Below are 26,705 nucleotides of genomic sequence, written 5' to 3' on the forward strand. Positions count from 1 at the left end.
TTATTGCAAAAATGGAGTGATATTAGTCAAGTTGTGCCTATTGCAGATAAATGGAAAGGCGGAAAAATTGTTTTAGAACCAGGAACACCAACCTCTAACAAAGAAATTCCTATTGATACTTTCTTTCATAAAATTGTAATGGTTAGAGATAGAGTTCGCGTTATGGAACAAAAAATAAATTCAAGTAAATTGGATGAAGCCGAAAAAATAGAAATGCAACAATATATTACCAGAATTTATGGAAGTTTGACCACTTTTAATGTTTTGTTTAAAAGTACTAATGATTATTTTGTTGGGGAAAAGACGAAGTGATTTTAAATGGTTTTATTCAATAGTCATTTCCTTTAATTTTTCACGATAAGCTTCAAGAACAGCGACTTTAGAAAGTAATCCAAAGAATTTTCCGTTTTTTAAAACTGGTAAAATTGATTCATTAGTAGTTTCAAATTTATCCATAATGGTTTCCATTCCGTCATCGTGAAGAATTATTTCTTTAGGTTGCGATAGAATTTCAGTTATTGTAGTAAATTTTATTCTGAATGAATTAAAAATTATTGGACGAATAATTTCAAAATCTACAACGCCAAGAAGTTTATTTTTTTCGTCCAAAACAGGAACCAAATGCTGATTGGAAGTTGATAAATGTTCTACCAAATTCTCTAACGATTTTTCTAGAGAAATTGTTTTAACATCGGTTGCAACCAAATTAAGAAAATCAATACTTTGCAATATATTTTTGTCTTTATCGCTTGTAAAAACTTCACCTTTATCGGCAAGTGCTTTTACATCCATAGAATGTTTTTCAAATTGTTTAGAAACTGCGTAACTTATTGAAGATACAATCATTAACGGAACCATTAAATTGTAACCACCAGTAATTTCGCCAATCAAGAAAATTGCGGTTAATGGTGCGTGAAACAATCCACTAAGAATTCCTGCCATTCCAACAATTGTAAAATTAGTTATGGGTAAATTATTAGTAATTCCGATTAAGTTCATAGATTTTGCAACAAAAAATCCAAGATAAGAACCCACAAATAAAGAAGGAGCAAAGTTGCCACCATTTCCGCCAGAACCCAATGTTAATCCAGTCGCAAATGATTTTAGTAAAACAATCAATCCAACAAAAATCAGTAAAAACCAAGGATAGTTTTTCTTGCTTTCTAAAAAAGTGTTTTCTAATAAAACTTCTGGATGCGAAGTTGATAATGTTTTGATACTTTCATAACCTTCACCAAAAAGTGATGGGAAAACAAAAATCAAAACCGCCAAAATACTTGCTCCAAATAATGCTTTTTTATAAACACTACCTTTAAATTTGCTAAAATAATGCTCTACTTTTCTAAAATTTCTAGCATGATATACCGAAACTAATCCGGCTAAAATTCCTAAAACAATATAATAAGGTGTGTTATGATAATTAAATTCTTGCACATTTTTGAAACTTAAAAGTACATCTTGACTAAGAATTACTTTAGAAACCAAAGCTCCAGTTGCAGCCGAAATTATAATTGGTATAAAAGCAGAAATAGAAACATCAGTTAAAATTACTTCTACAGCAAATAAAACTCCTGCAATTGGTGCGTTAAATGCTGCTCCAATACCTGCAGCAACGCCACAAGCTAGAAGCAAAATTCTATCTTTTTGAGATAATTTATATTTTTGGGCAAAGTTAGAACCAAATGCTGCTCCAGTAATTACAATTGGACTTTCTAATCCAGCAGAACCACCAAGACCAACTGTTAACGAGCTAGTTATAATCTGTGCATACATTTGTTTTTTTGGAATAATTCCTCCTTTTTTTGCAACAGCATACAAAATCTTGGAACTTCCTTTTTCTAACTCGCCATTCAAAACTCTTTTTACTACAAAAACAGTTAGTAAAATTCCAATAATTGGAAGTATAATTGTGAAAAACGGAAATTTTAAAAAACCATTAATGTAATTAGCAAAAACAAATACATTGTGCGCAAAACTTTTTAATATAATTACAGCAAAAGCACAAGAAATACCAACCAAAACACATGATAAATAAATAAAATTTCTTTCAGACAATAGTTTTTTGCATAGAAATATAATGGCTTCTAAACGATGCTTTATTTTTCTAAATAATAATCTAATGATTGCTGAGAATTTGTTTGGCATTATAAAACTTTGGTTTTGTAAAAATAGTTATTTAATTTTTCTCAAAGCTTCTCTTGAACTTAAAGGTTTTAAATCATTAGAATTGACATATTCTTTAACTCCTTTTGGGTTAAATCTGCTATACTCTCGCAATGCCCAACCAATAGCTTTTTGAATAAAAAAATCCTTAGATTCTTTATGTTTTTCACATTCAGATTTTAGTAAATCGAAATTGGTTTTTTCTTTATAACTCAATTGAAAAATAATAGCAGTTCGGTTTAACCACATATTTTGGGAGTTAGAAAATCGTTCAATAATATTAAATGTTTCTTTTGGAAATTGAACTAGATAATTTCCTAATAAATATTTGGCAACAACATCTACAGAATCCCACCAAGAATGGGTAATTATCAAATTTTCAATTAATTGAATATCGTCTAAAAGATAGTTTTTCTTAAATTCTTTTACTAATAAATCTATCGCACATTGATGAAATTCACGTTCGTTTTTAGTAAATAATTCCCAACCAATGGCTCTAAAATTAGGTTTAATTTCTAATTTATAGTTTTCGTAATTTTTCTTGAAAATAGTTCTTCTTTCTTCGGTTTTTATTCCTAAAAAAGAGAAATTATTTTTCATATAATTCTCCATTGGAATTGCTAATTCTCTGTTGGCATTTTGATTTAAATCAAGTTCTAGGTTTTCTATAAAGTTCATTTTATTTTCAGGATTTGTCATTTCGACGAAGGAGAAATCACATAAAGTTAATATTGTTATGCGATTTCTCCTTCGTCGAAATGACAAAATGGTTAATTTTTTTTAAATTCATTCAAACTCTGTTGATTTTTGATTGCAAAAAGCTTTTAATTCTTCAAAAAACAATGTGAATTCTTCTTCAATTTCTTGATAAAAAAGTTTTACTTCAACAATTGCTTCTTGCATATTGGCTTGGTGTTTGGTGCGATAATCCATTTGAAATAATATCATTTCTAAACCTTTTAAACTTGCATAACTAACCAGCCAATTTCTTCCTATCATATAAGGCAGCATTTTTTGGGTTTTTTCGGTTAGAATATCAAAGTTATCTTGTAATAATTTATAAAAATTAGCTGCATAATCTTCCAATTTTTCATTAGAATATGAAGCCCAATTTTTAGCCAAAAAATGATCGTAAACAATATCCATTATTACGCCAGAATAATGTCCGTATTTTTCGTGAAGTCGGTGTTTACTTTTTCTATAAATACTATTTGCATCAGTAAATGTATCGATGTGTCGATGTAAAATAATTCCTTTTTTCACTTCCTCGGGAAAATTTAAATAATCGTTACCACGAATTCCGTCTGCCATAAAATTTCCAATTTTTAGCAAATCGTTGTTACCAGAAAGATAAATGTGCGCTAGGAAGTTCAATTTATTGTTGTGGGTTAAGAGTTTTGAGTTATGAGTTACTAGTTTCGTGTTTCGTGTTTCGTGTTTCGAGTTATTTTATAATTGTAAATATAGAAAAAAATTATGCTTTGCTTTAAATTTAAATCTGTAAAATATATATTTGTAAAATTATATTTGTCACGTAATTAATGTAACTAAAATATATTCCATAAACTCAAAACTCGTAACTCGGAACTCGAAACTCGAAACTTTAAAAAAACCCACAACAAAATATGACACTTATTAAATCAATATCAGGAATTCGAGGAACAATTGGTGGAAAAGTTGGCGATAATTTAACGCCGGTTGATGCTGTAAAATTTGCTTCGGCTTATGGAACTTTTCTTAAACAAGGAAGAGTGAATAGTGGAGATGGAAGAAAGCTGAAAGTTGTAATAGGAAGAGATGCACGAATTTCTGGACCAATGATTCATAATTTAGTGATGAATACTTTACTTGGATTGGGAATTGACGTTATTGATTTAGGTTTGTCTACAACGCCAACAGTTGAAATTGCTGTTCCGATGGAAAAAGCCGATGGTGGAATTATTTTAACTGCATCGCACAACCCAAAACAATGGAATGCCTTGAAATTATTAAATTCTAAAGGAGAATTTTTGAGTGGAAAAGAAGGAGAATTGATTTTAGAAATTGCAGAAACTGAAGCTTTTGATTTTGCCGATGTAGATTCTCTTGGCGAAATTACCATCAACGATTCTTATATGGATATTCATATTGACGAAGTTCTCGATTTGCCATTGGTTGATGCCGATTTGGTGAAAACCAAAAAATATAAAGTTGTTGTTGATGCAGTAAATTCATCTGGAGGAATAATTATTCCAAAATTATTAGAATTAATGGGAGTTGAATGCGTAAAATTATATTGCGAACCTACAGGTCATTTTCCGCATAATCCAGAACCTTTGAAAGAGCATTTAGGAGATATTTGTAAACTAGTTCTTGAAGAAAAAGCCGATTTTGGAATTGTAGTTGATCCAGATGTTGATCGTTTAGCTTTTATCTCAAACGATGGCGAAATGTTTGGCGAAGAATATACATTGGTTGCTTGCGCAGATTATGTGCTGAGTAAAACACCAGGAAATACGGTTTCTAATATGAGTTCTTCTCGTGCTTTGCGAGATATTACCAACAAACACAACGGAAATCATCAAGCAAGTGCAGTTGGTGAAGTAAATGTGGTCGAATTAATGAAAAAAACCAATGCTATTATTGGTGGCGAAGGCAATGGCGGAATTATTTATCCAGAATCACATTATGGAAGAGATAGTATTGTTGGTGTAGCTTTGTTTTTGACTTATTTGGCTAACCAAGATAAAACAGTGGCTGAACTTCGTGCAAGTTATCCGCAATATTATATGAGTAAAAATAAAATTGAATTAACACCTCAAATAGATGTAGATGCCATTCTTGTTGCAATGACAGAAAAATATAAAAATGAAGACATTACAACAATTGATGGAGTAAAAATTGACTTTGCAGAAAATTGGGTACATTTAAGAAAATCAAATACGGAACCAATTATTAGAATTTATACAGAAGCTGCAACTCAACAATTGGCAGATGATTTAGCGGAACGAATTATTGGTGAAATTAAGGTTGTTTCTGGGATTTAGATTATGAAAATATTTCAAACTTTTTGTATTTTATTCTTAATTATATTTTTATTTTCCAATTGCACTTCAGTTGAAAAATATAATCTAAAATTATCACAACCAATATCTGTAGCAAAACTTCAAAAAGATATTAACTATACACAAAATAAATTAGAAAAATTGTATCCAAACTTATATGGATATATTTCTAAAGAAAAACTCAATTATAAATTTGATAGTATTCGCAAAGTAGTTTCTAAACCAATGACTAGTAAGGAGTTTTACTTTGTTATAAGTCCAGTTATTGCAACTATTCGTCAAGGTCATATGACAATGTCTCCAGTTTCTAAACGAATTTCTAAAAAAGAAGCCAAAAGATTAAAAAAAGCTGGTGATGGACCATTATCGCAATTTGGTTATGAATGGCAAAATGAAAAACTATATATAATAAAAAATAAATCTAAAAATAAGACCATTAATCTTGGAGTAGAAGTAGTTTCGGTTAATGAAATTAAACCACAATCTTTATATGAAAAATATAGAAATAGTATAACATCTGATGGTTTTAATACTACTCACATTCGAAAAAGTTTTTCTAAACGATATGTAAATTATATGACTAATGAAATCGGAATTAATGACAGTTTAAAATTTGTTTTAAGACAAAATGATTCAATAGTCACTCAAGTTGTTTCTAGAAATAAACCTTCAAAAAAAACTATCACTAAAGTTAAAAATGCAATAAAAGATTCATCTAAAGTACTTGTAAAAAGAAGTATTGATAAAGATAAACTTAAGAAAGAAAAGAAACTTAAAAAAATATATGGATATGATTTGACTAACAAAGAGTTTGTAAAAAGTTTACGATTTTTCGATTCAGATAGTTCGGTTGCAGTTTTGCGAATTAAAAACTTTTCTGACGGAAAATTTGTCATTGCATATAAAACAATTTTTGATTCAATTTATAAAAAAAACATTAAAACATTAATTATTGATGTTCGTGATAATCCTGGTGGTAGAGTTGCTGATGTCGTAAAATTATATTCGTATCTAACAGATAAAAATTACATTTTGTTGCAACCAGCAAATGTAACTTCTAAAACTAGTATGTGGAAAACTGGAGTTTTTAGAAATACTCCAAAACTTGTTTATCCTTTATTAGCAATTGGTTATCCTTTTTATATGGGATTTTCTTATTTTAGAACTACTAAAAATGCTGATGGAACATTTCAATATAAACTAGTTGGTTCTAAAACTAAAAAATATGCTACAAATAATTTTAAAGGAAAAATATATGTATTAATTAATGGAGGAAGTTTTTCGGCTTCATGTATTTTGGCATCCTCATTAAAATCAAATCCAAATGTTACTTTTGTAGGAGAAGAAACCGGTGGATCTTTTAACGGAACCGTTGCTGGAATTACTCCTGTTGTTGATTTGCCAAACTCTAAAATACCATGGAGATTAGGATTAATGAACATAAAAACTATAAATCAAACAGAAATTTTTGGAAGAGGCGTTTTTCCTGATGTTGAAATTATTCAAACGGTTGAAGAAAAAATCAAGAATATTGATCCAGAAATGAATTGGATTTTAAATGATAATAAAAACAAAAAACGCTGAAATTAATCAGCGTTTTTTATTGAAAATTATTTTTGAATTTCGTCAAAATTCACCATCCATTCGATTCCGAATTTATCTGTAAACATTCCAAAATAGGCACCCCAAAATGTTTTTTCCATTGCCATTTTTACAGTTCCACCAGAAGAAAGTTCGTTGAATAACCTATCAGCTTCAACTTTACTTTCTGTATTTATAGAAATCGAAAAATTGGTTCCCATAATTACATCACCACTTGCTGAGCTACTATCACTTCCCATTAATATAGTTCCATCTCCAATTGGTAACGAAACATGCATAATTCTGTTAGCATCTTCATCAGAAAGTGGAGGACAATTTGGATCATTTGAAGGCATATCATTAAATTTTCCAATGTATGGAAAATCACCACCGAAAACTGATTTGTAAAACATGAAAGCTGCTTCACAAGTTCCGTTAAAAACTAAATAAGGATTTACTGTTGTCATTTTTTTATTATTAAGTTGATTTTTTTTTTTTAAATTTGGCATTTTACTAAAATCCATATACAAAACATTCCATCTGTGACCATCTAAATCACAAAAACCGCAACCATACATCCAACCTTGATTTTCTCCTGCTTCTGCATAAATTGTTCCGCCAGCAATTTTTACTTTTTCAACCAATTGATCAACTTCTTCACGACTTTCGGCATCAATAGACATCAATACTTGTGTTGATTTACTAGTATCTGTAATTTCATGTTTTATAAAATTCTTGAACATTTCTTCGGCAATTAGCATTACAACAAAATTACTTTCGCCAACAAGCATGCAAGCAGATTCAGGTGTTGTTCTTTCTTCAAGAAATTTAAAACCAAGTTTAGAGAAAAATTCTTTCGATTTTATGGCATCCTTAACAGGAAGATTTAGCCAAATTTGTTTAGTCATATTACTAGTTTTATTGTTCTGTATATTTTTTAAAATTATCTAATATATTTTGCCATCCATTGCGTTGTAATTCTTCAGAATTCTCATTTTCTGCTTCAAAAGATTGAGTAATTATAATGTTATTTTTTTCTTTTTTAAAGTTAATATTTACTTTTCTACCATCAATAATTGAATATTCTATAATCAAAAATTTTTCTATTTTAGAATATTCACCTTCAAAATCAAAACTTATTTTTCCATCTTTTGATGCCATTTGAAAATTAAATTTTCCGCCAACTATTAAATTATTTGATGCTTTTGGACAATACCAATCGTCTGAAGCATTATTCCAATTAACAATATGATTTGTATTTGTCCAATAATCCCAAACCTTCTCAATTGAAGCATTTATTGTAGTTTCAACAGTTATCATTATTTTTTGGTTTTAGATTTTTCAATGTTTTCAATAACTCTAAATTCAACAATTTTAATAATTAAATCATAAGGAATTGGCTTATCTAACGGAAATTGAATTGAACCTTTACCTGTTTTATAATTTTTCAATTCTTTTTGAAATTTATCGTTTCCAGATGGCAATGCATAAAAGCCAATATGATTTTTAAAAGCTGCAAAATAAACTAAATTTCCAAAATAGTAAAAAGCTGGCATTTGATAACTTATAACTTCTTTTGCATCAGGAACAACATTTTTAATTGTATGTCTAATTTTTTGTAAAATTTCGATACAATTTACCGATTGTGATGCAATGTAATCATCTATAGTTTCATATTTAGTATTCATGAAATTGTATTTTTAGGAACTACAAGACAACATTGAGCATCCTATTTTTTCTTTTGCCCAATCTGGTCTTTTTGCATACCATTTTTCATGATTTGACTGCTCATTATATGGTTTTTTCAATACTTCATACAATTCATTTACAACTGTATAGTCATTGTTATTTGCAGCATCAATTGCAATTTGTGCCATGTAGTTTCTTAAAACATATTTTGGATTAATTTTATTCATTTTAGTTTTACGTTCTTCATCTGAATCCTTTTCGTAATTAATTATTTTTATATAATGTGCAAACCATTTTTGCCATTCTTTAAGAATGTTTTTATTAATTTCTTTTGGATTATAAAAAGCATTGTTTACAATTGAAATTCCGCAACCTGGTGTAGAAGTTTTTTTTAATAAACTTAACTCTCTAAAAAAAATAGTCATGTCTGTTTCAGATAATTGCATAACTTTCTCTAACTCTCCAATAAGTTTTATATCATCTTTTATTAAAATTTTAAGCCCAAGTTTTTCTCGCATCATATTAAAATAATCTTCATCATATTTTTTTTCAAAAGAATTTAATATTTTTTCCAGTGATTTTGCATCATCAATTAATGGATAAAGTGCGTTTGCAAACTGAAATAAATTCCAAAGTGCAATTTTGGGTTGATTTCCAAACGCATATCTTTTAAATTGATTGTCTGTAGTATTTGGTGTCCAATTAGAATTGTAATCTTCTAGCCAACCATATGGACCATAATCTATTGTAATTCCTAGAATACTCATATTATCAGTATTCATTACACCATGAACAAAGCCAACTCTTTGCCAATGAAGTATCATTATACGAGTTTTATCTGCAACAGATTTAAAAAATTCAATATATTTTAATTTGCCATCAGAAACAATTTCTGGAAAATAATGTTTGATTGTAAAATCTGCCAGTAACTTTAAATTCTCAATATCTTTTCTAGCTGAAAAAATTTCAAAACTACCAAATCTAATAAAAGTTGGAGCAACTCTGCATACAATTGCACCTTTTTCATATTCTGGATTTCCATTATACATTACATCTCTCAATACTTCATCTCCGCTATCAATTAAAGATAAAGAACGTGTAGTTGGAATTCCTAAATAATGCATAGCTTCACTACATAAATGTTCGCGAATTGATGATCTTAAAACTGCTAATCCATCAGCATTTCTAGAATATGGAGTTTTTCCTGCGCCTTTTAATTGTAATGTATAATAGTTGCTGTTATTTTCAACTTCAAATAAATTTATTGCTCTTCCATCACCAAGTTGACCTGCCCAATTTCCAAATTGATGTCCTGCATAACACATTGCATAAGGTTGAGTGTCTTTTAAAACTTTTTGTCCAGAAAAAACAGCTAAAAATTCTTCCGATTTTATTTCTTCTTCTGTAATTCCTAATAAATTTGCAACTTCATTAGAAACATGGATAAGCTTTGGTTGAGATGGAATTTTTGGAGTAACAAATGAAAAACATGCATTTTTTACCTGACGTGAAATATTGTTTAAATCAATATCTGCAGATAATTCTTTAACAAATCTGTGTCGTAGGTTCATATACATTATGTTTTGAAATTATTCAAAGTTAAATAAAATTAAGATTACTTCAAAAAAAAAAATCAATATAAAAATAATTAAAAAATGTATCTTTGAACCAAATAAAATAACAATGATTGTAACAGAAACGGAAACTCAATTAGAGCACTATTTCCAGCAGTTCCGAAAAAATATTATTGGAATTAATCAAGAATTTGTTTCGCCGTTTGGTACTCAAAAAATAGTTTATACAGACTGGACTGCTAGCGGAAGATTGTATCGTCCAATTGAAGAAAAATTAATGAATGATTTTGGACCTTTTGTAGCCAATACTCATACCGAAACTACAATTTCTGGTACAGCAATGACCTTGGCATATCATAATGCTAAACACATAATTAAAAATCATGTTAATGCAAACGAAAATGATATTCTTATAAATACTGGTACTGGAATGACTGGAGTTGTAAATAAATTTCAACGCATTTTAGGACTTAAAATTCCTGAAAACCTTAAAGAATACGTTCAACTTCCAAAGGAATTAAAACCTATTGTTTTCATTTCACACATGGAACATCATTCTAATCAAACCTCTTGGTTAGAAACTATTGCTGATGTTATTGTAATTCCTGCCAATGAAAATGGACTGTTTTGTATAAAAGAATTTAAAAAACTTTTAGAAAAATATAATGACAGAAGTTTCAAAATTGCTTCAATAACATCTTGCTCTAACGTAACCGGAATTAAAACTCCATATCATGAAGTCGCTAAAATAATGCATCAAAACAACGGTGTATGTTTTGTAGATTTTGCCTGTTCTGGACCTTATGTTGATATAAATATGCATCCAGAAGATGCTGAAAGTTATCTTGATGCTATTTTCTTCTCACCACACAAGTTTCTTGGTGGTCCAGGAACTTCTGGTGTTTTAATTTTTAATAAAAATTTATACAAAAACAATGTTCCCGATTGTCCTGGTGGCGGTACAGTTTCTTGGACAAATCCTTGGGGTGAACACAAATATATTGATAATATTGAAGACAGAGAAGATGGAGGAACTCCAGGTTTTCTTCAAGTAATTAAAACAGCGTTAGCCATTCAGTTGAAAGAAAAAATGGGTGTAGAAAATATTCTAAAACGCGAACACGAAATTGTGAATTATGTATTTGAACAATTAGGAAATGTTGAAAACATTAATATTCTTGCTAAAGAACATCAAGATAGGTTAGGAGTAATTTCTTTTTATATTGATGATTTGCACTTTAATTTAGGTGTAAAAATCTTAAACGATAAATTTGGAATTCAAACTCGTGGAGGTTGCAGTTGTGCAGGAACTTATGGTCATTATTTACTTCATGTTGATCAAGAAACATCTCATGACTTAGTTTGCCAAATAGATTCTGGAGATTTAATTCATAAACCAGGTTGGATTAGAATGTCGATTCATCCAACAACGACTTCTCAAGAAATAAAGTATGTTTGTGATAGTATAATTGAAGTTGCAAAAAATCATACAATTTTAAAAAATGAGTATGTTTATAATTCTAAAACAAATGAATTTGAACATAAAAAACAATTAAACTTAGAACATGAAATGGTTCAGAATTGGTTTAAAATCTAAAATAAAAATAAAAATTAAAATTAAAAACAAAAGTAATGTCAGACGATAAGAAAGTAATTTTCTCAATGCAAAAATTGAGTAAATCGTATCAAGGAAGTGATAAACAAGTATTAAAAAACATCTATTTAAGTTTCTTTTATGGAGCAAAAATTGGTATTCTTGGATTGAATGGTTCAGGAAAATCATCTTTATTGAAAATCATTGCAGGTGTTGATAAAAATTATCAAGGCGATGTTGTTTTTCAACCAGGTTACACTGTTGGTTATTTAGAACAAGAACCAATTTTAGACGATACTAAAACTGTTATTGAAATTGTAAAAGAAGGTGTTGCCGAAACAGTAGCAATATTAGATGAGTTTAATAAAATTAATGATATGTTTGGTTTGCCAGAAGTTTATGAGGATGCAGATAAAATGCAAAAACTTATGGACAGACAAGCCGATTTGCAAGATAAAATAGATGCTTCTGGAGCATGGGAATTAGATACAAAACTAGAAATTGCAATGGATGCTTTGAGAACTCCAGAAGGTGATACTCCAATTAAAAACTTATCTGGTGGTGAACGTCGAAGAGTTGCATTATGTAGATTATTATTGCAACAACCAGATGTATTATTGCTAGACGAACCAACAAATCACTTAGATGCAGAAAGCGTACTTTGGTTAGAACAACATTTAGCACAATATTCAGGAACTGTAATTGCAGTTACTCACGACAGATATTTTCTTGATAATGTTGCAGGTTGGATTTTAGAGTTAGATAGAGGAGAAGGTATTCCTTGGAAAGGAAATTATTCGTCTTGGTTAGACCAAAAATCTAAACGAATGGAACAAGAAGAAAAAACAGCTTCTAAACGTAGAAAAACATTAGAACGAGAATTAGATTGGGTACGTCAAGGTGCTAAAGGAAGACAAACTAAACAAAAAGCACGTCTTCAAAACTATGACAAATTATTAAACGAAGACCAAAAAGAATTAGACGAAAAATTAGAAATCTATATTCCAAATGGGCCACGTTTAGGCACAAACGTTATTGAAGCCAAAGGTGTTGCCAAGGCATTTGGTGATAAATTATTATATGACGATTTAAATTTTACCTTGCCACAAGCTGGAATTGTTGGAATAATTGGACCAAATGGTGCAGGAAAATCTACAATTTTTAGAATGATTATGGGAGAAGAAAAACCTGATAACGGAGTTTTTGCAATTGGCGATACTGTAAAAATAGCTTATGTTGACCAAGCACATTCTAATATTGATGTAAACAAATCTATTTGGGAAAATTTCTGTGATGGTCAAGAACTAATAATGATGGGCGGAAGGCAAGTGAATTCTCGAGCATATTTATCTCGTTTCAATTTTGGAGGAAGTGAACAAAATAAAAAAGTAGCAGCACTTTCTGGTGGAGAAAGAAATCGTTTGCATCTTGCGATGACATTAAAAGAAGAAGGAAATGTACTTTTACTAGATGAACCAACCAATGATTTAGATATTAATACTTTAAGAGCTTTAGAAGAAGGATTAGAAAACTTTGCAGGTTGTGCAGTTATAATTTCTCACGACAGATGGTTTTTAGACAGAGTATGTACTCATATTCTTGCTTTTGAAGGCGATTCACAAGTGTATTGCTTTGAAGGTGGCTTTTCTGAATATGAAGAAAACAAGAAAAAACGTCTTGGTGATGTGAATCCAACACGCATTAAATATAAAAAACTAATTAGAAATTAAGTATATTTGTAATAAATCCCAACAAATTTGGGATTTTTACATTTTATAATTACTTCCTAAATAATAAGTTATACTATAAATAAATAAAAATTGTATTTTAAAAAAAACATTTTCCTTTTATTAGCGCTATTTTTTTTGCAGTTAGTGTTTTCTCAAAATCAAGTGCGTTCAAAAAAGCAGATTGAGAAATTACTAGTTGATGCTGGCGACGCTTTTTTTAATCTAGAAGTAGATAAATCTTTAAAACTTTCTAAAATTGCTCTTACCGATGCGCATAAATTAAAAAATAATGCATTAATGGCAAAAGCATATAATATTATTGGCTTAAATTTTGAAGAGTTTTATGATGTTGAAAAAGGACTAATTTATTATAAAAAAGCATTATATCATGCTGATTTAACTGACAATGATTCTATAAAAGATTGGATAAACAATAATCTTGGAAGTTTATATTCTTATAGAAAAAACGATTTTAAAACCAGCATTAAATATTATAAAAAAGCATTAAATTATTCAGAAAAAATAAAAGATTCTATTGAAATAATGTATACAAAATTAAATATTTGTTCTGCATATTTTGCTACAAATGATTTTAAAAACGGATTACCATATTTAGAATCTGTTAAAAAATATACTATAAATAGTAATCAACTTGAAGCAAAAATTTCTTTATGTAATTTATATGGTTCTTATTACAGCTATTTTAATGAAAATAAAAAAGCCGAGCAGTTTTTTAACGAAGCAATAATTATTAGTAAACAAAATAAATCTAATCTAGTTGAAACAAATATAAGTGATGTTTATAATGATTTCTCCAATCATTATAAAAAAAACAAAAACTATGAAAAAGCTTTATATTATTTAAATCTTCATAAAGAACTCAAAGAAAAAATTTATAGTGAAGAACGAACTAAAAAAGTTAAACTTGCAGGAAGTGAAATTGAACTAGAAGAACTTGAAAGGCAAATAAATAAAATTGAGGTTGAAAAAGTCGAGCAATCTAAAGATTTAAAAGAATCTAAACTTATAGTATTATTATTTGTAATTATACTCTTCATTCTATTATTATTATTGTTTTCTTTGTACAAAAACAATAAATTTAGAGATCAATCTAATCAAGAATTAAAAAGAGCAAACCAAGAATTAAAAATTGCAAAAGAAAAAGCCGAGGTTGCATCACAATTAAAAACACAATTTGTTTCAACGATAAGTCATGAGTTGCGAACACCACTTTATGGAGTAGTTGGAATTACTAATATTATTCTTGACGAACATAAAGAATTAGTAAATAGTCCTCATTTAAATTCATTAAAATTTTCTGCACGATATTTACTTTCACTTGTAAATGATTTACTTCAGATAAATAAAATTGAAGAAAATAAAATTACTCTCGAAAACATGATTTTTAATGTTTCAGATGAAATTAAAACAATTGCAGATTCATTAGAATTTATTGCTGTAAAAAACAATAACAAACTTACTACTAAAATCGACTCAGCAATTCCTGAATTTATTATTGGTGACAAACTACGTCTTTCTCAAATTTTTATGAATTTGGTGAGTAATGCATTGAAGTTTACTAAAGATGGTGCGGTAAAAATTATTGCCGATTTGGATAGAGTTGAAGGTTCTAAATCATATATAAAATTTCAAGTAGTTGATGATGGCGTTGGAATTGCAAAAGTAGATCAAGAAAAAATATTTGAAAAATTTGTTCAAATAGAACGCAAAGAAGGCGATTATCAAGGAACAGGTTTAGGATTATCAATAGTTCAAAAATTAACAGAAATTTTTGGAAGTAAAATTGAATTAGAAAGTGAAGAAGGCGTTGGAACTACCTTTTCATTTATAATAGGATTTGAAACCGATGAAAGCACACGTAACGAAATTATTAATGAAATAGAAGTCGATTTGTCATTAAATAATTCATACAGAATATTAGTTGTTGAGGATAATAAAATAAACCAAGTTGTTACCAAAAAAATACTAGAATCAAACAATTTTAAATGTACAATTCTAGATGATGGTTATGCTGCAATAAATTTATTAGAAACTGAAAAGTTTGATGTAGTGTTAATGGATATAAATATGCCAATTATTAATGGTTTTGAAACAACAAAATTAATTAGAAAAAAAGGAATAAACATTCCGATAATTGCTTTAACTGCCTTTGACAAACAAGAGATTACAGAAGAAGCTCTTTCAGCCGGAATGAATGATATTATTATAAAACCATTTGAATCTGCTAAGTTATTTCAAGTTATTGCTACTATTATTAATAAAAAAAACGCTGATTAATACCAGCGTTTTTTGTTTTGTTTAGAAACTTCAGATTTTCTTGAATTATTTGAAGTATTCTCTTTTTTCTTATTTCTCAAATCTGGTTTAGCTTCGGGATTTGGAATTTCATCAGTGTATGGATATGGATGATCTGAAATCACTTTTATATTCATTCTTATCAATTTTTCGATGTCTTTCCAATATGGTTGTTCATCTTTGGCACAAAAAGAAATTGCCAAACCACTATTTCCTGCTCTTCCGGTTCTTCCAATTCGGTGAACATAAGTTTCTGAAATATTAGGAATGTCAAAATTTATTACATAAGGTAAACTTTCAATATCAATACCACGAGCAGCAATATCTGTTGCTACAAGAACCGAAATTTCTTTATTTTTAAAAGCTTCTAGAACGCGTTGTCTAGCATTTTGAGATTTGTCACCATGAATTGCTTCGGCACTAACTCCATTTTTTTTTAATGCTTTTACCACATTATCGGCACCATGTTTTGTTCTTGTAAAAACCAAAACATTTTCTATTTTATCATTTCTAATAATGTGATATAGTAATTTTCTTTTGTCTTCTTTTCCAACAAAGTATACTTTTTGATTAACCGTTTCGGCAGTTGAAGAAACAGGAGTAACCGATACATATTTGGGTTTTGTTAAAAAAGTATCTGCCAATTCTCTAATTGCCATTGGCATTGTTGCCGAAAACAATAAAGTTTGTCTGTTATCAGGTGTAAGTTTTACAATTTTTTTTACATCGTTTATAAAGCCCATATCAAGCATTTGATCGGCTTCATCAAGAACCAAATGATGCATATGATCTAAATCAATATAACCTTGTTTATGTAAATCCAGTAATCTTCCTGGTGTTGCAATAAGAATATCAATTCCTTTTTTCAGTTGATCAACTTGTGACACTTGACTAACACCACCAAAGATAACCATTGAGCGAATGTTAGTGTATTTTCCATAAGTATTAAAACTCTCATCAATTTGAATAGCAAGTTCACGAGTTGGTGTTACAACTAAAGTTCTAATTAATTTTCGCTTGGCTGATGAACCAACAATTCTATGCAATGAATTAATAATTGGTATTGCAAAAGCGGCTGTTTTTCCTGTTCCAGTTTGTGCACAACCAACCAAATCTGTTCCTTCCATAATAATAGGAATGGCTTGTTGCTGAATTGGTGTTGGCGTTTCATAACCTTCTTCGCTTAATGATTGTTGTATGTTTTTTAATAAGTTTAATTCGCTAAATGTCATAAATATACTATTTCTTGATTTTTTTCAAGAGATTGCAAAGATAGGTTATATTTAGTGAAATTGAATTTCATTAAAATATAGAATCAAAAAACAAAACATTAGTAATAATAAAAGTTATTTCTTAATCTAGAAATCAAATGGCTCTTCATAAGTGTAACTAATTATAGCGTCTTTAATTTCTATTTCTTGACTTCCGGTATTTAAAATACCAGATACTGTTGCATAAAAACACTTGTTAGTATTTGATTTTACATCACATTGAAAAGTTCCATTAATAAAATCTCCTTCAAAACCATCACCATTATTATTTTGTTGATAAAAGAATTTGGTTATAATATTTTTTCCTATTTTTTTATAAGGAAGTTCAAAATAAATATTTTGTTGAGAATTAATATTTGATGAACGATATAAATAGATACTTAATTTATAATTTCCTGAAACCAAATCTACTCCTCGACCAATAGTCTGAAAACTTTGTAATTCATCATTTATCTTCATTATAACACTAGAGTCATAACAACTTTGCGAGTTATCATCTTTTGAACAAGAAAGCAATAACGACAAAAACAAAAATCCTATTATATTTTTCATAAAATTGATATTAATTTTCAACTTCAATTTTTGCCTTAATAAAATCAGTAATAAGATAGCCAATTAATTTTCCAATCAAGTGATTGTTTTTATCATGGTCTAAAGTTGGTGCGCCTTCACAAATATGTATATAAGTTGCGTTTGGATGTTTTCCAAAAAAGTAAATAAACCGTCGCAATTCTTCAACAGAAAAACCACTTAATGTCATAGCACTACAAGCAATATTGGGAATTGCATCGAGATCAATTTCAATACCATAACAATCGTTTTTTATAAAATCATGTGCAATAATTAGTTCTTGTTCAAATATTTTTTCTCGTCTAATGTTTATTTCGTCATAAGTATTAAATCGTACTCTATTTTCTATTTCTTTTAATTCTTTTAAAACACTTTTTGAAGTATAACATTCATGTAATCCAAAAATGAAATAGTTTTTTAAGAATCCTTCTTCATATGCATACGAAAATCCGTTTCCACTATGTCTTCCTTCAAGAATTCTAAAATCTGAATGAGCATCAAAGTTTATTGCATTTATTGGTTTTCCATTTGCTAAAGCAGTACCTTTAATATTTCCATATGCATTGTTGTGTCCACCACCAATAACTATTGGCGTTTTTCCAGCTTTTACAATTGTTGCAATTAAATGAGAAACTTCTTTATCAATTTTTACAACAAGTTCGCTCATTTTTTTTCTGTCTTGAATGTTATGAAAATCTAAACCTTGAACTTCATTCATTTCTTGACTAACATTCAATTGACCTAAAACAACAATTTCAGATCCTCTACAAAATCGGTTGTGTTGAATATTTGCAATACTTTTTATTGCGTTTTCCCATGCAGATGCTGTTCCTGGACGACCATAATTGGCTCGAACTCCAATATCTTCTGGAATTCCGAACAATACAAATTGTTGAGTGCATTTTTTTAGAAAACTAACAACATCTTGTTCTTTTGGTATTACAATCATTTTTTCACCAAACTTAACTTCACCACTTCTGTGATTAGTTATTTTAGATAAATCGGATGTTGAAAAACGTATTAACTTCTCCATAAAAAAATAAATGTTTGTCCAAAAATAATATATTTATGTATATTTACGTTATACTATTAATTATTATTAAATAATATAAAAAAAAAGCTAAATGGAAAATCAAAAAAGTAATTCGTCTTTAAAGGTTATAATATTGATATTGTCGATATTATTGCTGGGTAGTTTATTCTATATTTTTAAATTGACTACAGAAACTAAATCGCTTGAAACTGTGATCCAATCTGAAAAAACAGAAAAAGAAAATGTTCTAAAAGATTTATCAGAATTAAAAGCAACTTATGATGCTGCTATTGCAGAAAACACATCAATGAGTGATGAACTAATTGCCGAAAGAGAGAAAGTTATTGGGTTAATGTCTGAATTAGAAAAGTCTAACGGAAATGCAGCTTCAATGGCTAAATACAAGCAACAATTTTTTGCTTTAGATACTAAAATGAAATCTTTAATTCAAGAAGTAGAAGTTTTAAAAGCTAAAAATCAAGAGCTTACTACAGATTTAGACAGTACAAATGTTGTTCTTGAAGATGCTAAAAATTATACTAAAACATTAGTTGGTCAAAATGACGAACTAACTAAAACTGTTGAAAAAGGTTCTAAATTATCGGTGTTAAACTTGAATACAGCAGCTTACAAATTAAGAAGCTCTGGAAAAGAAATTCAAACAGAAAAAGCAAGTAGAGCAGATGTTTTAAAAATAAGTTTTACAATTGCCGAAAATAGTATTGCAAAAACTGGAGACAAATTATATTATGTTCAAGTAATTGACAGTAAAAACAATGTTCTTGGTGATAAAGCAACAGTTTCATTTGATGATAAATCATTGACTTATAGTTTTACTACATTAGTAAAATATGAAAATAAAACAGTTCAAGTTACAGAGAATTTGCCTGGTAAAGATTTTGCAAAAGGAACTTACTTTGTAAATGTTTTTGACAAAAATGAATTGGTTTCTAAAACTAGTTTTACGCTTAAATAACAATTTTTTACTTTAAATATAAAGGTACTCGTGTATTGCGAATACCTTTTTTGTTTATAACTTGATAGTTTATCAACTACTACTAATTGCTTTTTTGATGTTATTTTGTGGTATTATAATTAAATTATGAGCAGTAATAAAAGTGTGCCAATATTAATTGGTGTAATTGGAGTTTTAATGATGCTTCTTGCTGGAAGTATTGGCTATATTTTGGGTGGAGATAATTCAGGATCATCATCTTCATCTACAAGCTCAGACAATAAAAAAGTGTTGAAAGAAATAGAAGAATTAAAAACACTGTACGACCTAAAAATTGCTGATAAAACCAATACCTACAATGCTTTAGAAGCAGAAAAAAAACGTGTAAATAATTTAGTATTAGAATTAGAAAAAACAAAAGGTGATGCAAGTTCACTTCTTAAATATAAAACAGAATACAAAAATCTAGAATCTAAAATGATGGTTTTAGTAAATGAAATTGTTGTTTTAAAAAGTAATAAAAGCAAAGTGGTTTTCAAAAACCCAAAAGTTATTGCGCCAAAAATCATTACAACTAAAGATAATTCGAATAACGAAGTTGGTATTCCAAAAAGTGAAGTTGCTATTGTTAAAAAAATAGTTCCAACAACTATAAAAATTGAGAATACAAAATTAAAATCGGATGATATTTTTTCTAAAATTGTAACAACTAAAGAAGAACCAACAGTTGTAAAAAATGAAGTAATAAAAAGTGCTGAAAAAAAATATTCAAAAGTTACATTGTCTAATGTAAAAGCTGGTGCATTTATTTCTAAATCATCAGTAAAACAAATAGAAACCAATTCATCTGGAAAGGCAAATTTAATTAAGATTAACTTTACTCTAGACGAAAATTCAAATGCAAAATCTGGTGAAAAAATGTATTATTTTCAGATTATTAATGGCAAGAATAATGTATTAGGAAAACGAATTACTGAATTTTTTGACAACGAATCACTAACATATAGTTTTAAAAAATCGTTCGATTACAACAATGAAAGTGTAAGTATAGTTCAAGAATTCTTACAATCAGATTTTGAAAGTGGAACTTATTATGTAACTATTTTTGACAGAAATGAGTTGGTTGGAAAATCTACTTTTATTTTGAAATAATTAATTATTCAACAATTTTTCCATCAATAAAAACACAATCAATTAAGTTGTTTCCAAAGGCGTAAGGTAATTCATAAAAAGATGTAACTTCTTTACTTATAATAACATTTGCTTTTTTACCTAAAGTTATACTTCCATGTGTGTCTGAAATTCCCATTGCATAAGCACCATTTATTGTTACAGCGTTTATAGCTTCTTCTGGTGTCATTTTCATTTTTATACATGCTGTTGCAACAACAAAATTCATGTTTCCAGATGGTGTTGTACCAGGATTGAAATCTGTAGCCAAAGCTAGAGGTAATCCTGCATCAATCATTTTTCTTGCTGGAGTATATGGAATACTAATAAAATAGGAGCAAGAAGGCAAAGCAACTGGCATTGTAATAGAATTTTTTAAAACTTCAATATCTTGTTCGGTAACAATTTCAAGATGATCTACAGAAAGAGCGTTGTGATTTACACAAGCTTCAATTCCGTTAATTGCATTAAATTGATTAACATGAATTTTGGGTTGTAAACCATATTTTTTAGCAGCAATCATAATTTGTTTTGTTTCTGCTACCGAAAAATAACCAGTTTCACAAAAAACATCAATAAAATCGGCAAGGTTTTCTTTAGCAATTTTTGGCAACATTTCATTGATAATTAAATCTATATAACCCGAATGATTTTCTTTATATTCTAATGGAAATGCATGCGCGCCAAGAAAAGTTGCTTTAATTTTTATTGGATAATTCTTGGCTAATTTTTTAATTACTCGTAGCATTTTTAATTCTCCTTCAACCGTTAATCCGTAACCCGATTTTATTTCGATTGCTCCAGTACCAAGTTTCATTACTTCATTCAAACGAATTTCAGATTGTCTATAAATTTCATCTTCGCTAGTTAGATTGAGATTTTTAGCCGAATTTAAAATACCACCACCACGATTTGCAATCTCTTCATAACTCAAACCGTTAATTCTATCAACAAATTCTTGCACACGATTTCCTGCATAAACTATGTGTGTATGACTATCACACCATGTTGGAAGCACAACTTTTCCTGTAGCATCAATTGTTAAATCTACTTTTATTGAAGGACAATTATCCATTATACCAAAATCTGCAATGCAATCATCTTTAAGTAATAAAAAAGCATTTTTTATAGAAGGAAGTACTGCCATTGCTGTACCAGAAACTTTTTTTATAGCAGAATCTCTAATTTGAAGTAGCTCTTGAATATTGGTTATTAAGGTAATCATGTATAAAATTTCAGTAAAAATACTTTTTAAAAAATAATTATTTATAAATTTAGAAAAAAATTCAATCTGTGAGAAAAATAAAATATAAAAAGGGAAAAAAAGTTCAGCCAACCTTTATAGAATATACTGGAAAACATAAAAATGTACCTACAGAAATGCAGTTATTTGTTTATGACACCAACTATTTATCTGAAATTAAAGATTTTAATGAAAATGAAATCCATAAAAATGTTGATACTAATAAAATAAATTGGCTAAACATTCATGGATTGAATAACGTTGAGATAATTAAATCTATTGGTGAATTCTTAAAGGTAGATCAATTTATGCTCGGTGACATTCTAAATACAACTAAGCGCACCAAACTTGAAGAATATCACGACACACTTTTTTTTAATATAAAATCATTATTGCCAGTTGACAATTCAGATGGAATTGCTGTTGACCAAATAAGTTTTTTACTTAAAGAAGGCGTTTTGGTTTCTTTTCAAGAAAAAAGCAATGATTTTTTTGCACATATACGTGAACGTATTCGCACTCATTCTGGAATTGTAAGAGAGAAAAAAGCAGATTATCTATTGTATTTATTGCTTGATTCTATAATGGAAAATTTTTACATAACCATTGAAAACGAAGAAGATAAAGTTGAATTATTAATTAATTTAACCAAAACTAATTCTAATCCATCAGTATTAGTTCAAATAGAAAAACATCGCGATAATTTTAATTTTTTAAAGCGTTCTATTATTCCATTACGTGATTCTTTGTATTCTATAAAAAGCATGAAAGATGATAATGTATTTAATGCAATAGAAGCTGAAAATTATAGTTTTTTTGATAGATTACATCAAAAGAGTTTAGAACTATTAGAACAAATAGAATATGATTCAACAACTTTAGACAGTGCTTCCAATTTCTTTTTTTCATCACAAAACCATAAAATGAACGAAGTTATGAAAACGCTAACTGTAGTTTCTGTGTTCTTTATGCCACTTACGTTTATTGTTGGTGTATATGGAATGAACTTTGACAATATGCCAGAACTACATTGGAAATATGGCTATTTTATAATTCTAGGATGTATGTTTTTATTGCTTCTTGGAATGATAATTTATTTTAAAAAACGAAAATGGTATTAATTGTTAAAAAAGCTGTTAATAATTTAGTTTGAAATATTGGTCAATTTAAATTTATGAATTACCTTTGACAATATTTATTAAGAAAAATTTCAAAAGACATGTTTACATTCGCTCAATATTTAGGTTTTTTAGCATTTTTAACTATTTTAACAATAGGATTTTGGTTGATGATTTTCTTAGTTCACTTTTTACCTTACTGGATATTTGGTGCTATGAAAGAATTATACTTTGAAAGAAAAGCTAAAAAAGCATTAGAAAACGCTTAAATAAATTTTTTAAATAAAAATAAGGTTCGTTAGTTTTATAGCTAACGAACCTTTTTTATTATACTATTTTTAATTATCCGGGAAAATCTCCACCACCTTCATTGTCTTGATTTCTTTTTGGTTGTTTTTCTTTTTCTGTTTTAGATTTATTAAAACGATATGTAAATGAAAGTGTAAATTGTCGTTCTCGCCATTGCATTTCTGTATGAGATTCTACAACACCAGGAAGATAGTTATCCATAATTCTTTTTCTTGAATTAAAAACATCACTCACATTAAAGGCAATTGTACCTTTATCTTTTAATACATCTTTACTAAAAGCAAGATTGGCGGCAAAAATCCCTATTGTTTTTCCTTGTGCGTTATTTTGTGGTCCATTATAGGTTAAATTGGTTTGCCAATCTATTTTATATGGAAGATTAATTTTAGAAGTTAAACGAGTAGACCAAGTGTTGGCAGTATTATCAAAATTTTGATTAATTACAGTTCCGGTAAAGTTGATATAACTATAATCGCCAAGTGTTTCTACTCTAAAAAAGTTAAAATTGCTATTAAGTTTCCACCATTTGTATGGATTATAATTTAATGTAAATTCAAAACCACTTCTATATTCTGTAGCCAAATTAATTGGTGAACTTTTAATAATTGGAACTCCATTAATAAAATTTCCAGTTTCAGTTCTCACAAATTGAAATGAATTGGTAGTTTTGTTAACATACAAAGAAGTGCTTAAAGTAAGTTTTGTCCAACGTTTTAAATAACCAAAATCTATTGCGTCTGTTAGTGCAGGATTTAAATTAGGGTTTCCAACAAAAATATTGGTATTACTTGATAAATTGTTAAACGGATTTATTTGTCTTCCTCTTGGTCGTTGAATACGTTTGCTGTAGCTTAAAGAAACACTGCTTTTATCTGATATTTCATAAGTAAAAAAGGCGCTTGGAAAGAAGTTAGTGTATTTTTTATTATTAAAATCTGATGTTGCAAGTTGATTGATATCTATATTAGAATCTTCATATCGCAAGCCAAAAAGAAACGAAAACTTTTTATATTTTGTTCCAAATTGTGTGTATAAAGCATTTACTTTTTCTTTATATTCAAGTGTGTTTGTAAATGAATTATTGACTACGCCATCATTAATTACTTGATAATCAGTAATTAATTCTGAAAAATCTCCACGATAACCGGCTTCAAATTGTGATGCTTTACCAAATGGTCGCACATAATCTGTAAAAATTAAATTTCTATTTTGTTTTTGATTGTTTAATGTAGTATCAAATTTTGTTATTATAGAATTAGTAGCAGTATCTCTAATTAAGGCATCAGTTAAATCAGCATTAGTTGAAAACGAGCCATCAACAGTTAATTTATGTCCGTCTTTTTTGAAATTTTTAGTAAAATTGGTAGTAAATTCAATGTTTTTACTTTTTTTATCTTCATTGCTAACACGGTTTCTAGTATAATCATAAATAAAATTTTGATTATAATTATCTTGAAAAACATTATCAGTGTCATCGCCAATATTTTTTCGGTAGTTTACAATATTTGTCCATGATAATGATTTATCTAAAAACCATTCCATTCCAAAATTTCCATTGTAACCTCTGCTTAATCTATCGTTATTTCTAGTTTCATATACATAATTGCTGGTAGAATTATCGTCATTTAAATATCTCGAATTAACAATTGCATTTCCTGGATTGCTTTTGTAGTTATATGCTTGCGTTGTAAATAAATTAAACTCAGTAGATTTATAGTTTAAAGTTCCACTCAAACCATGATTGTCTGGATAGCCAGTTGTGGCAATAAAAGTTCCGTTAAGACCATTAGTTTTGCCTTTTTTTAGAATAATATTCAAAATTCCACCTCCACCTTCAGCATCATATCTAGCTGACGGATTGGTTATTACTTCTACTTTATCAATTGCATCTGCAGGAATAATTCTTAAAGCTTCTGTAATATTTATAGCATTTGAAGGTTTTCCATCAATTAATATTCTAACATTATCATTTCCACGTAAGCTTACATTTCCTTCAACATCAACAGCTACAGATGGAATGTTATCAAGAACATCACTAACTGTTCCACCTTTTACCATTAAATCATTTCCAACATTATAAACTTTTTTGTCTAATTTGATTTCAACAGTAGTTTTTTCAGAGCGAATTTGAACTACTTCTAGTTGTGTTGCATCACTTTCTAAAGATATTGTGCCTAAATTAATGCTTTCGGTAATAGATTTATTTTTTATTTCTATTGGTTTAAACGAAATAAACTCAGCTTTTACATTGTAAACATCAACATTTGCATCAAAACTATAATTACCTTTATCATCGGTAATTCCGCCAGCAGTAATTTTATTTGTAGTTGTATTTACTAAAGATATTGTTGCATATTCTAAAGGTAAATTTGTAGCTTTTTCAATTACCTTCCCAGTAACCTTAACCTTTTGACCTTGAGGTTTTTTTTGCGAATAGTTTAAAAATGAACATAAAAGTAGTACGAAAAATAAAAATAATTTTAATTTCTTCATGAAACAGGTGGTTTTTAATGTTTTTTACATTTGACTACAAAAATAAACTTTCGTTTAACCATCAAATCACAAAGGTTTGTTAAATAAAAATCCTAAAAAAGTTAAATAATTTCTTTTATCTTTTCAAATGGTCTAGCAATAACTGCTTTATTTGTGTTTACAACTATTGGACGTTCAATCAAAATTGGAAAATCAACCATTGCTTGAATAATTTCATCGTTTGAAAGTTTTTTTAATTTAAATTTTTCTATCCAAATACTTTCTTTGCTTCTAATTAATTCTATAGGATTTATATCTAATTTTTTAATCACTTCTTCCAATTCATTGAAAGACAAAGGAGTTTCAAGATATTTTATTATTTCATATTTGTGTTTAGAATTTTCAATAAAAGCTAGGCATTCTCTAGATTTTCCACATCTTGGGTTGTGATAAATTGTAATCATCTTTTTCTTAATATTTATAATAAAAGTTGTATTTTAGTCGAAGTAAAAGTACGATAAGGAAATTGTATAAAAAATTAAAATTATGTTTATTGAACAAGCTTATAAAGGAAACAATGTTTGGTGGAGAGTATTATTGACAACATTAGTTTCGTCAGGAATATTTATATTGAATTTCGTTGTGTTTTTTTTTATGTCTGATAAAGAACTTAAAGCAACCTATGATTTAATGAAGTCGATGCCTAAAATTTTGGGCTTATTACTAAATCTTATTCCGTTTGTATTTCTCTTAGGGTTACTATTTTTATTAGTACATTTTATACACGAAAGAAGTATTATTACTTTAACAACTTCAAGAAAAAAAGTTGATTTTAAAAGAATAATTTTCTCTTTTGGATTGATTGTTTTAATG

The 26,705-nt window shown here is 28.4% G+C and carries 22 protein-coding genes and 2 pseudogenes; 11 read left to right on the plus strand and 13 right to left on the minus strand.

Translation table 11 applies throughout. The annotated features are described in order from the left end of the window. Nucleotides 1–312 (plus strand): annotated as a pseudogene (locus tag ACH2BO_RS06915) (hypothetical protein); the annotation flags it as partial. 12 nt (nt 313–324) lie between these two features. On the opposite strand, the gene ACH2BO_RS06920 reads toward ACH2BO_RS06915, so the two are convergent. The 3 genes from ACH2BO_RS06920 to ACH2BO_RS06930 form a co-directional block, all read right to left on the minus strand. After that, nucleotides 325–2,145: a chloride channel protein gene (locus ACH2BO_RS06920; protein ID WP_395044022.1), complete on the minus strand. Its 1,821-nt coding sequence runs from the start codon at nt 2,143–2,145 to the stop codon at nt 325–327. Nucleotides 2,146–2,172: 27 nt separating this feature from the next. After that, nucleotides 2,173–2,841: a DNA alkylation repair protein gene (locus tag ACH2BO_RS06925; RefSeq protein ID WP_395044023.1), complete on the minus strand. Its 669-nt coding sequence runs from the start codon at nt 2,839–2,841 to the stop codon at nt 2,173–2,175. A gap of 108 nt (nt 2,842–2,949) precedes the next feature. Next, nucleotides 2,950–3,537, minus strand: a complete 588-nt coding sequence (locus ACH2BO_RS06930) for an ACP phosphodiesterase (protein WP_395044024.1) — start codon at nt 3,535–3,537, stop codon at nt 2,950–2,952. Between the two features lie 251 nt (nt 3,538–3,788). Between ACH2BO_RS06930 and glmM the strand changes: the two genes are divergently transcribed. Beyond that, nucleotides 3,789–5,189: a phosphoglucosamine mutase gene (gene glmM, locus ACH2BO_RS06935; RefSeq protein ID WP_395044025.1), complete on the plus strand. Its 1,401-nt coding sequence runs from the start codon at nt 3,789–3,791 to the stop codon at nt 5,187–5,189. A gap of 3 nt (nt 5,190–5,192) precedes the next feature. After that, nucleotides 5,193–6,791, plus strand: a complete 1,599-nt coding sequence (locus ACH2BO_RS06940) for a S41 family peptidase (protein ID WP_395044026.1) — start codon at nt 5,193–5,195, stop codon at nt 6,789–6,791. Between the two features lie 26 nt (nt 6,792–6,817). On the opposite strand, the gene ACH2BO_RS06945 is transcribed toward ACH2BO_RS06940, so the two are convergent. From ACH2BO_RS06945 to ACH2BO_RS06960, 4 genes are read right to left on the minus strand one after another with little or no spacing between them, the layout of a single operon-like run. Continuing rightward, nucleotides 6,818–7,696, minus strand: coding sequence for a VOC family protein (locus ACH2BO_RS06945; RefSeq protein WP_395044027.1), 879 nt, complete (start codon nt 7,694–7,696; stop codon nt 6,818–6,820). Between the two features lie 10 nt (nt 7,697–7,706). Then, entirely contained in the window at nt 7,707–8,108 is a 402-nt protein-coding gene (locus tag ACH2BO_RS06950; protein WP_395044028.1) for an SRPBCC domain-containing protein, read from the minus strand. Further along, nucleotides 8,108–8,476 carry an iron chaperone gene (locus ACH2BO_RS06955; protein WP_395044029.1) on the minus strand — a complete coding sequence of 123 codons (369 nt, stop codon included), beginning with the start codon at nt 8,474–8,476 and terminating at the stop codon, nt 8,108–8,110. Before ACH2BO_RS06955 ends, ACH2BO_RS06950 begins: the two co-directional genes overlap by 1 nt. 12 nt (nt 8,477–8,488) lie before the next feature. Next, the gene (locus ACH2BO_RS06960) at nt 8,489–10,057 is read right to left on the minus strand and encodes a YdiU family protein (RefSeq protein ID WP_395044043.1); all 1,569 of its coding nucleotides are present in this window, start codon (nt 10,055–10,057) and stop codon (nt 8,489–8,491) included. A gap of 103 nt (nt 10,058–10,160) precedes the next feature. Between ACH2BO_RS06960 and ACH2BO_RS06965 the strand changes: the two genes are divergently transcribed. The 3 genes from ACH2BO_RS06965 (at nt 10,161) to ACH2BO_RS06975 (ending at nt 15,673) form a co-directional block, all read left to right on the plus strand. After that, nucleotides 10,161–11,648, plus strand: a complete 1,488-nt coding sequence (locus ACH2BO_RS06965) for an aminotransferase class V-fold PLP-dependent enzyme (RefSeq protein ID WP_395044030.1) — start codon at nt 10,161–10,163, stop codon at nt 11,646–11,648. A 35-nt stretch (nt 11,649–11,683) separates the two neighbouring features. Continuing rightward, nucleotides 11,684–13,375 (plus strand): energy-dependent translational throttle protein EttA, encoded by a 1,692-nt coding sequence (gene ettA / locus ACH2BO_RS06970; protein ID WP_395044031.1) that lies wholly within the window; start codon nt 11,684–11,686, stop codon nt 13,373–13,375. Between the two features lie 162 nt (nt 13,376–13,537). Next, the gene (locus ACH2BO_RS06975) at nt 13,538–15,673 is read left to right on the plus strand and encodes a response regulator (RefSeq protein WP_395044032.1); all 2,136 of its coding nucleotides are present in this window, start codon (nt 13,538–13,540) and stop codon (nt 15,671–15,673) included. On the opposite strand, the gene ACH2BO_RS06980 is transcribed toward ACH2BO_RS06975, so the two are convergent. The 3 genes from ACH2BO_RS06980 to ACH2BO_RS06990 form a co-directional block, all read right to left on the minus strand. After that, on the minus strand, nt 15,670–16,923 hold the full coding sequence (locus tag ACH2BO_RS06980) for a DEAD/DEAH box helicase (protein ID WP_395044033.1): 1,254 nt from the start codon (nt 16,921–16,923) through the stop codon (nt 15,670–15,672). The genes ACH2BO_RS06975 and ACH2BO_RS06980 overlap by 4 nt on opposite strands. Nucleotides 16,924–17,049: 126 nt before the next feature. Then, entirely contained in the window at nt 17,050–17,514 is a 465-nt protein-coding gene (locus ACH2BO_RS06985; protein WP_395044034.1) for a hypothetical protein, read from the minus strand. A gap of 10 nt (nt 17,515–17,524) precedes the next feature. Continuing rightward, nucleotides 17,525–18,565 carry a formimidoylglutamase gene (locus ACH2BO_RS06990; protein WP_395044035.1) on the minus strand — a complete coding sequence of 347 codons (1,041 nt, stop codon included), beginning with the start codon at nt 18,563–18,565 and terminating at the stop codon, nt 17,525–17,527. Nucleotides 18,566–18,656: 91 nt separating this feature from the next. Between ACH2BO_RS06990 and ACH2BO_RS06995 the strand changes: the two genes are divergently transcribed. Next, nucleotides 18,657–19,541, plus strand: coding sequence for a hypothetical protein (locus ACH2BO_RS06995; protein ID WP_395044036.1), 885 nt, complete (start codon nt 18,657–18,659; stop codon nt 19,539–19,541). Between the two features lie 126 nt (nt 19,542–19,667). Further along, complete coding sequence (locus tag ACH2BO_RS07000) at nt 19,668–20,672, plus strand: hypothetical protein (protein WP_395044037.1); 1,005 nt, start codon at nt 19,668–19,670, stop codon at nt 20,670–20,672. Between the two features lie 4 nt (nt 20,673–20,676). On the opposite strand, the gene hutI is transcribed toward ACH2BO_RS07000, so the two are convergent. Next, the gene (gene hutI, locus ACH2BO_RS07005) at nt 20,677–21,915 is read right to left on the minus strand and encodes an imidazolonepropionase (RefSeq protein ID WP_395044038.1); all 1,239 of its coding nucleotides are present in this window, start codon (nt 21,913–21,915) and stop codon (nt 20,677–20,679) included. Nucleotides 21,916–21,983: 68 nt separating this feature from the next. Here hutI and corA point away from each other — a divergent pair, with 68 nt between their 5' ends. Then, on the plus strand, nt 21,984–23,054 hold the full coding sequence (corA, locus tag ACH2BO_RS07010; protein WP_395044039.1) for a magnesium/cobalt transporter CorA: 1,071 nt from the start codon (nt 21,984–21,986) through the stop codon (nt 23,052–23,054). A gap of 98 nt (nt 23,055–23,152) precedes the next feature. Next, nucleotides 23,153–23,320, plus strand: a complete 168-nt coding sequence (locus ACH2BO_RS07015; RefSeq protein WP_395044040.1) for a hypothetical protein — start codon at nt 23,153–23,155, stop codon at nt 23,318–23,320. A 73-nt stretch (nt 23,321–23,393) separates the two neighbouring features. Here ACH2BO_RS07015 and ACH2BO_RS07020 read toward each other — a convergent pair whose 3' ends face one another. Further along, on the minus strand, nt 23,394–25,853 hold the full coding sequence (locus ACH2BO_RS07020; protein WP_395044041.1) for a TonB-dependent receptor domain-containing protein: 2,460 nt from the start codon (nt 25,851–25,853) through the stop codon (nt 23,394–23,396). A 101-nt stretch (nt 25,854–25,954) separates the two neighbouring features. Continuing rightward, nucleotides 25,955–26,296: an arsenate reductase (glutaredoxin) gene (arsC, locus tag ACH2BO_RS07025; RefSeq protein WP_395044042.1), complete on the minus strand. Its 342-nt coding sequence runs from the start codon at nt 26,294–26,296 to the stop codon at nt 25,955–25,957. Nucleotides 26,297–26,378: 82 nt separating this feature from the next. On the opposite strand from arsC, the pseudogene ACH2BO_RS07030 reads away from it, so the two are divergent. Beyond that, nucleotides 26,379–26,705 (plus strand): annotated as a pseudogene (locus ACH2BO_RS07030) (CPBP family intramembrane glutamate endopeptidase); the annotation flags it as partial.

The sequence above is a fragment of the Flavobacterium sp. genome (genome assembly GCF_043773265.1).
Lineage (GTDB): Bacteria > Bacteroidota > Bacteroidia > Flavobacteriales > Flavobacteriaceae > Flavobacterium.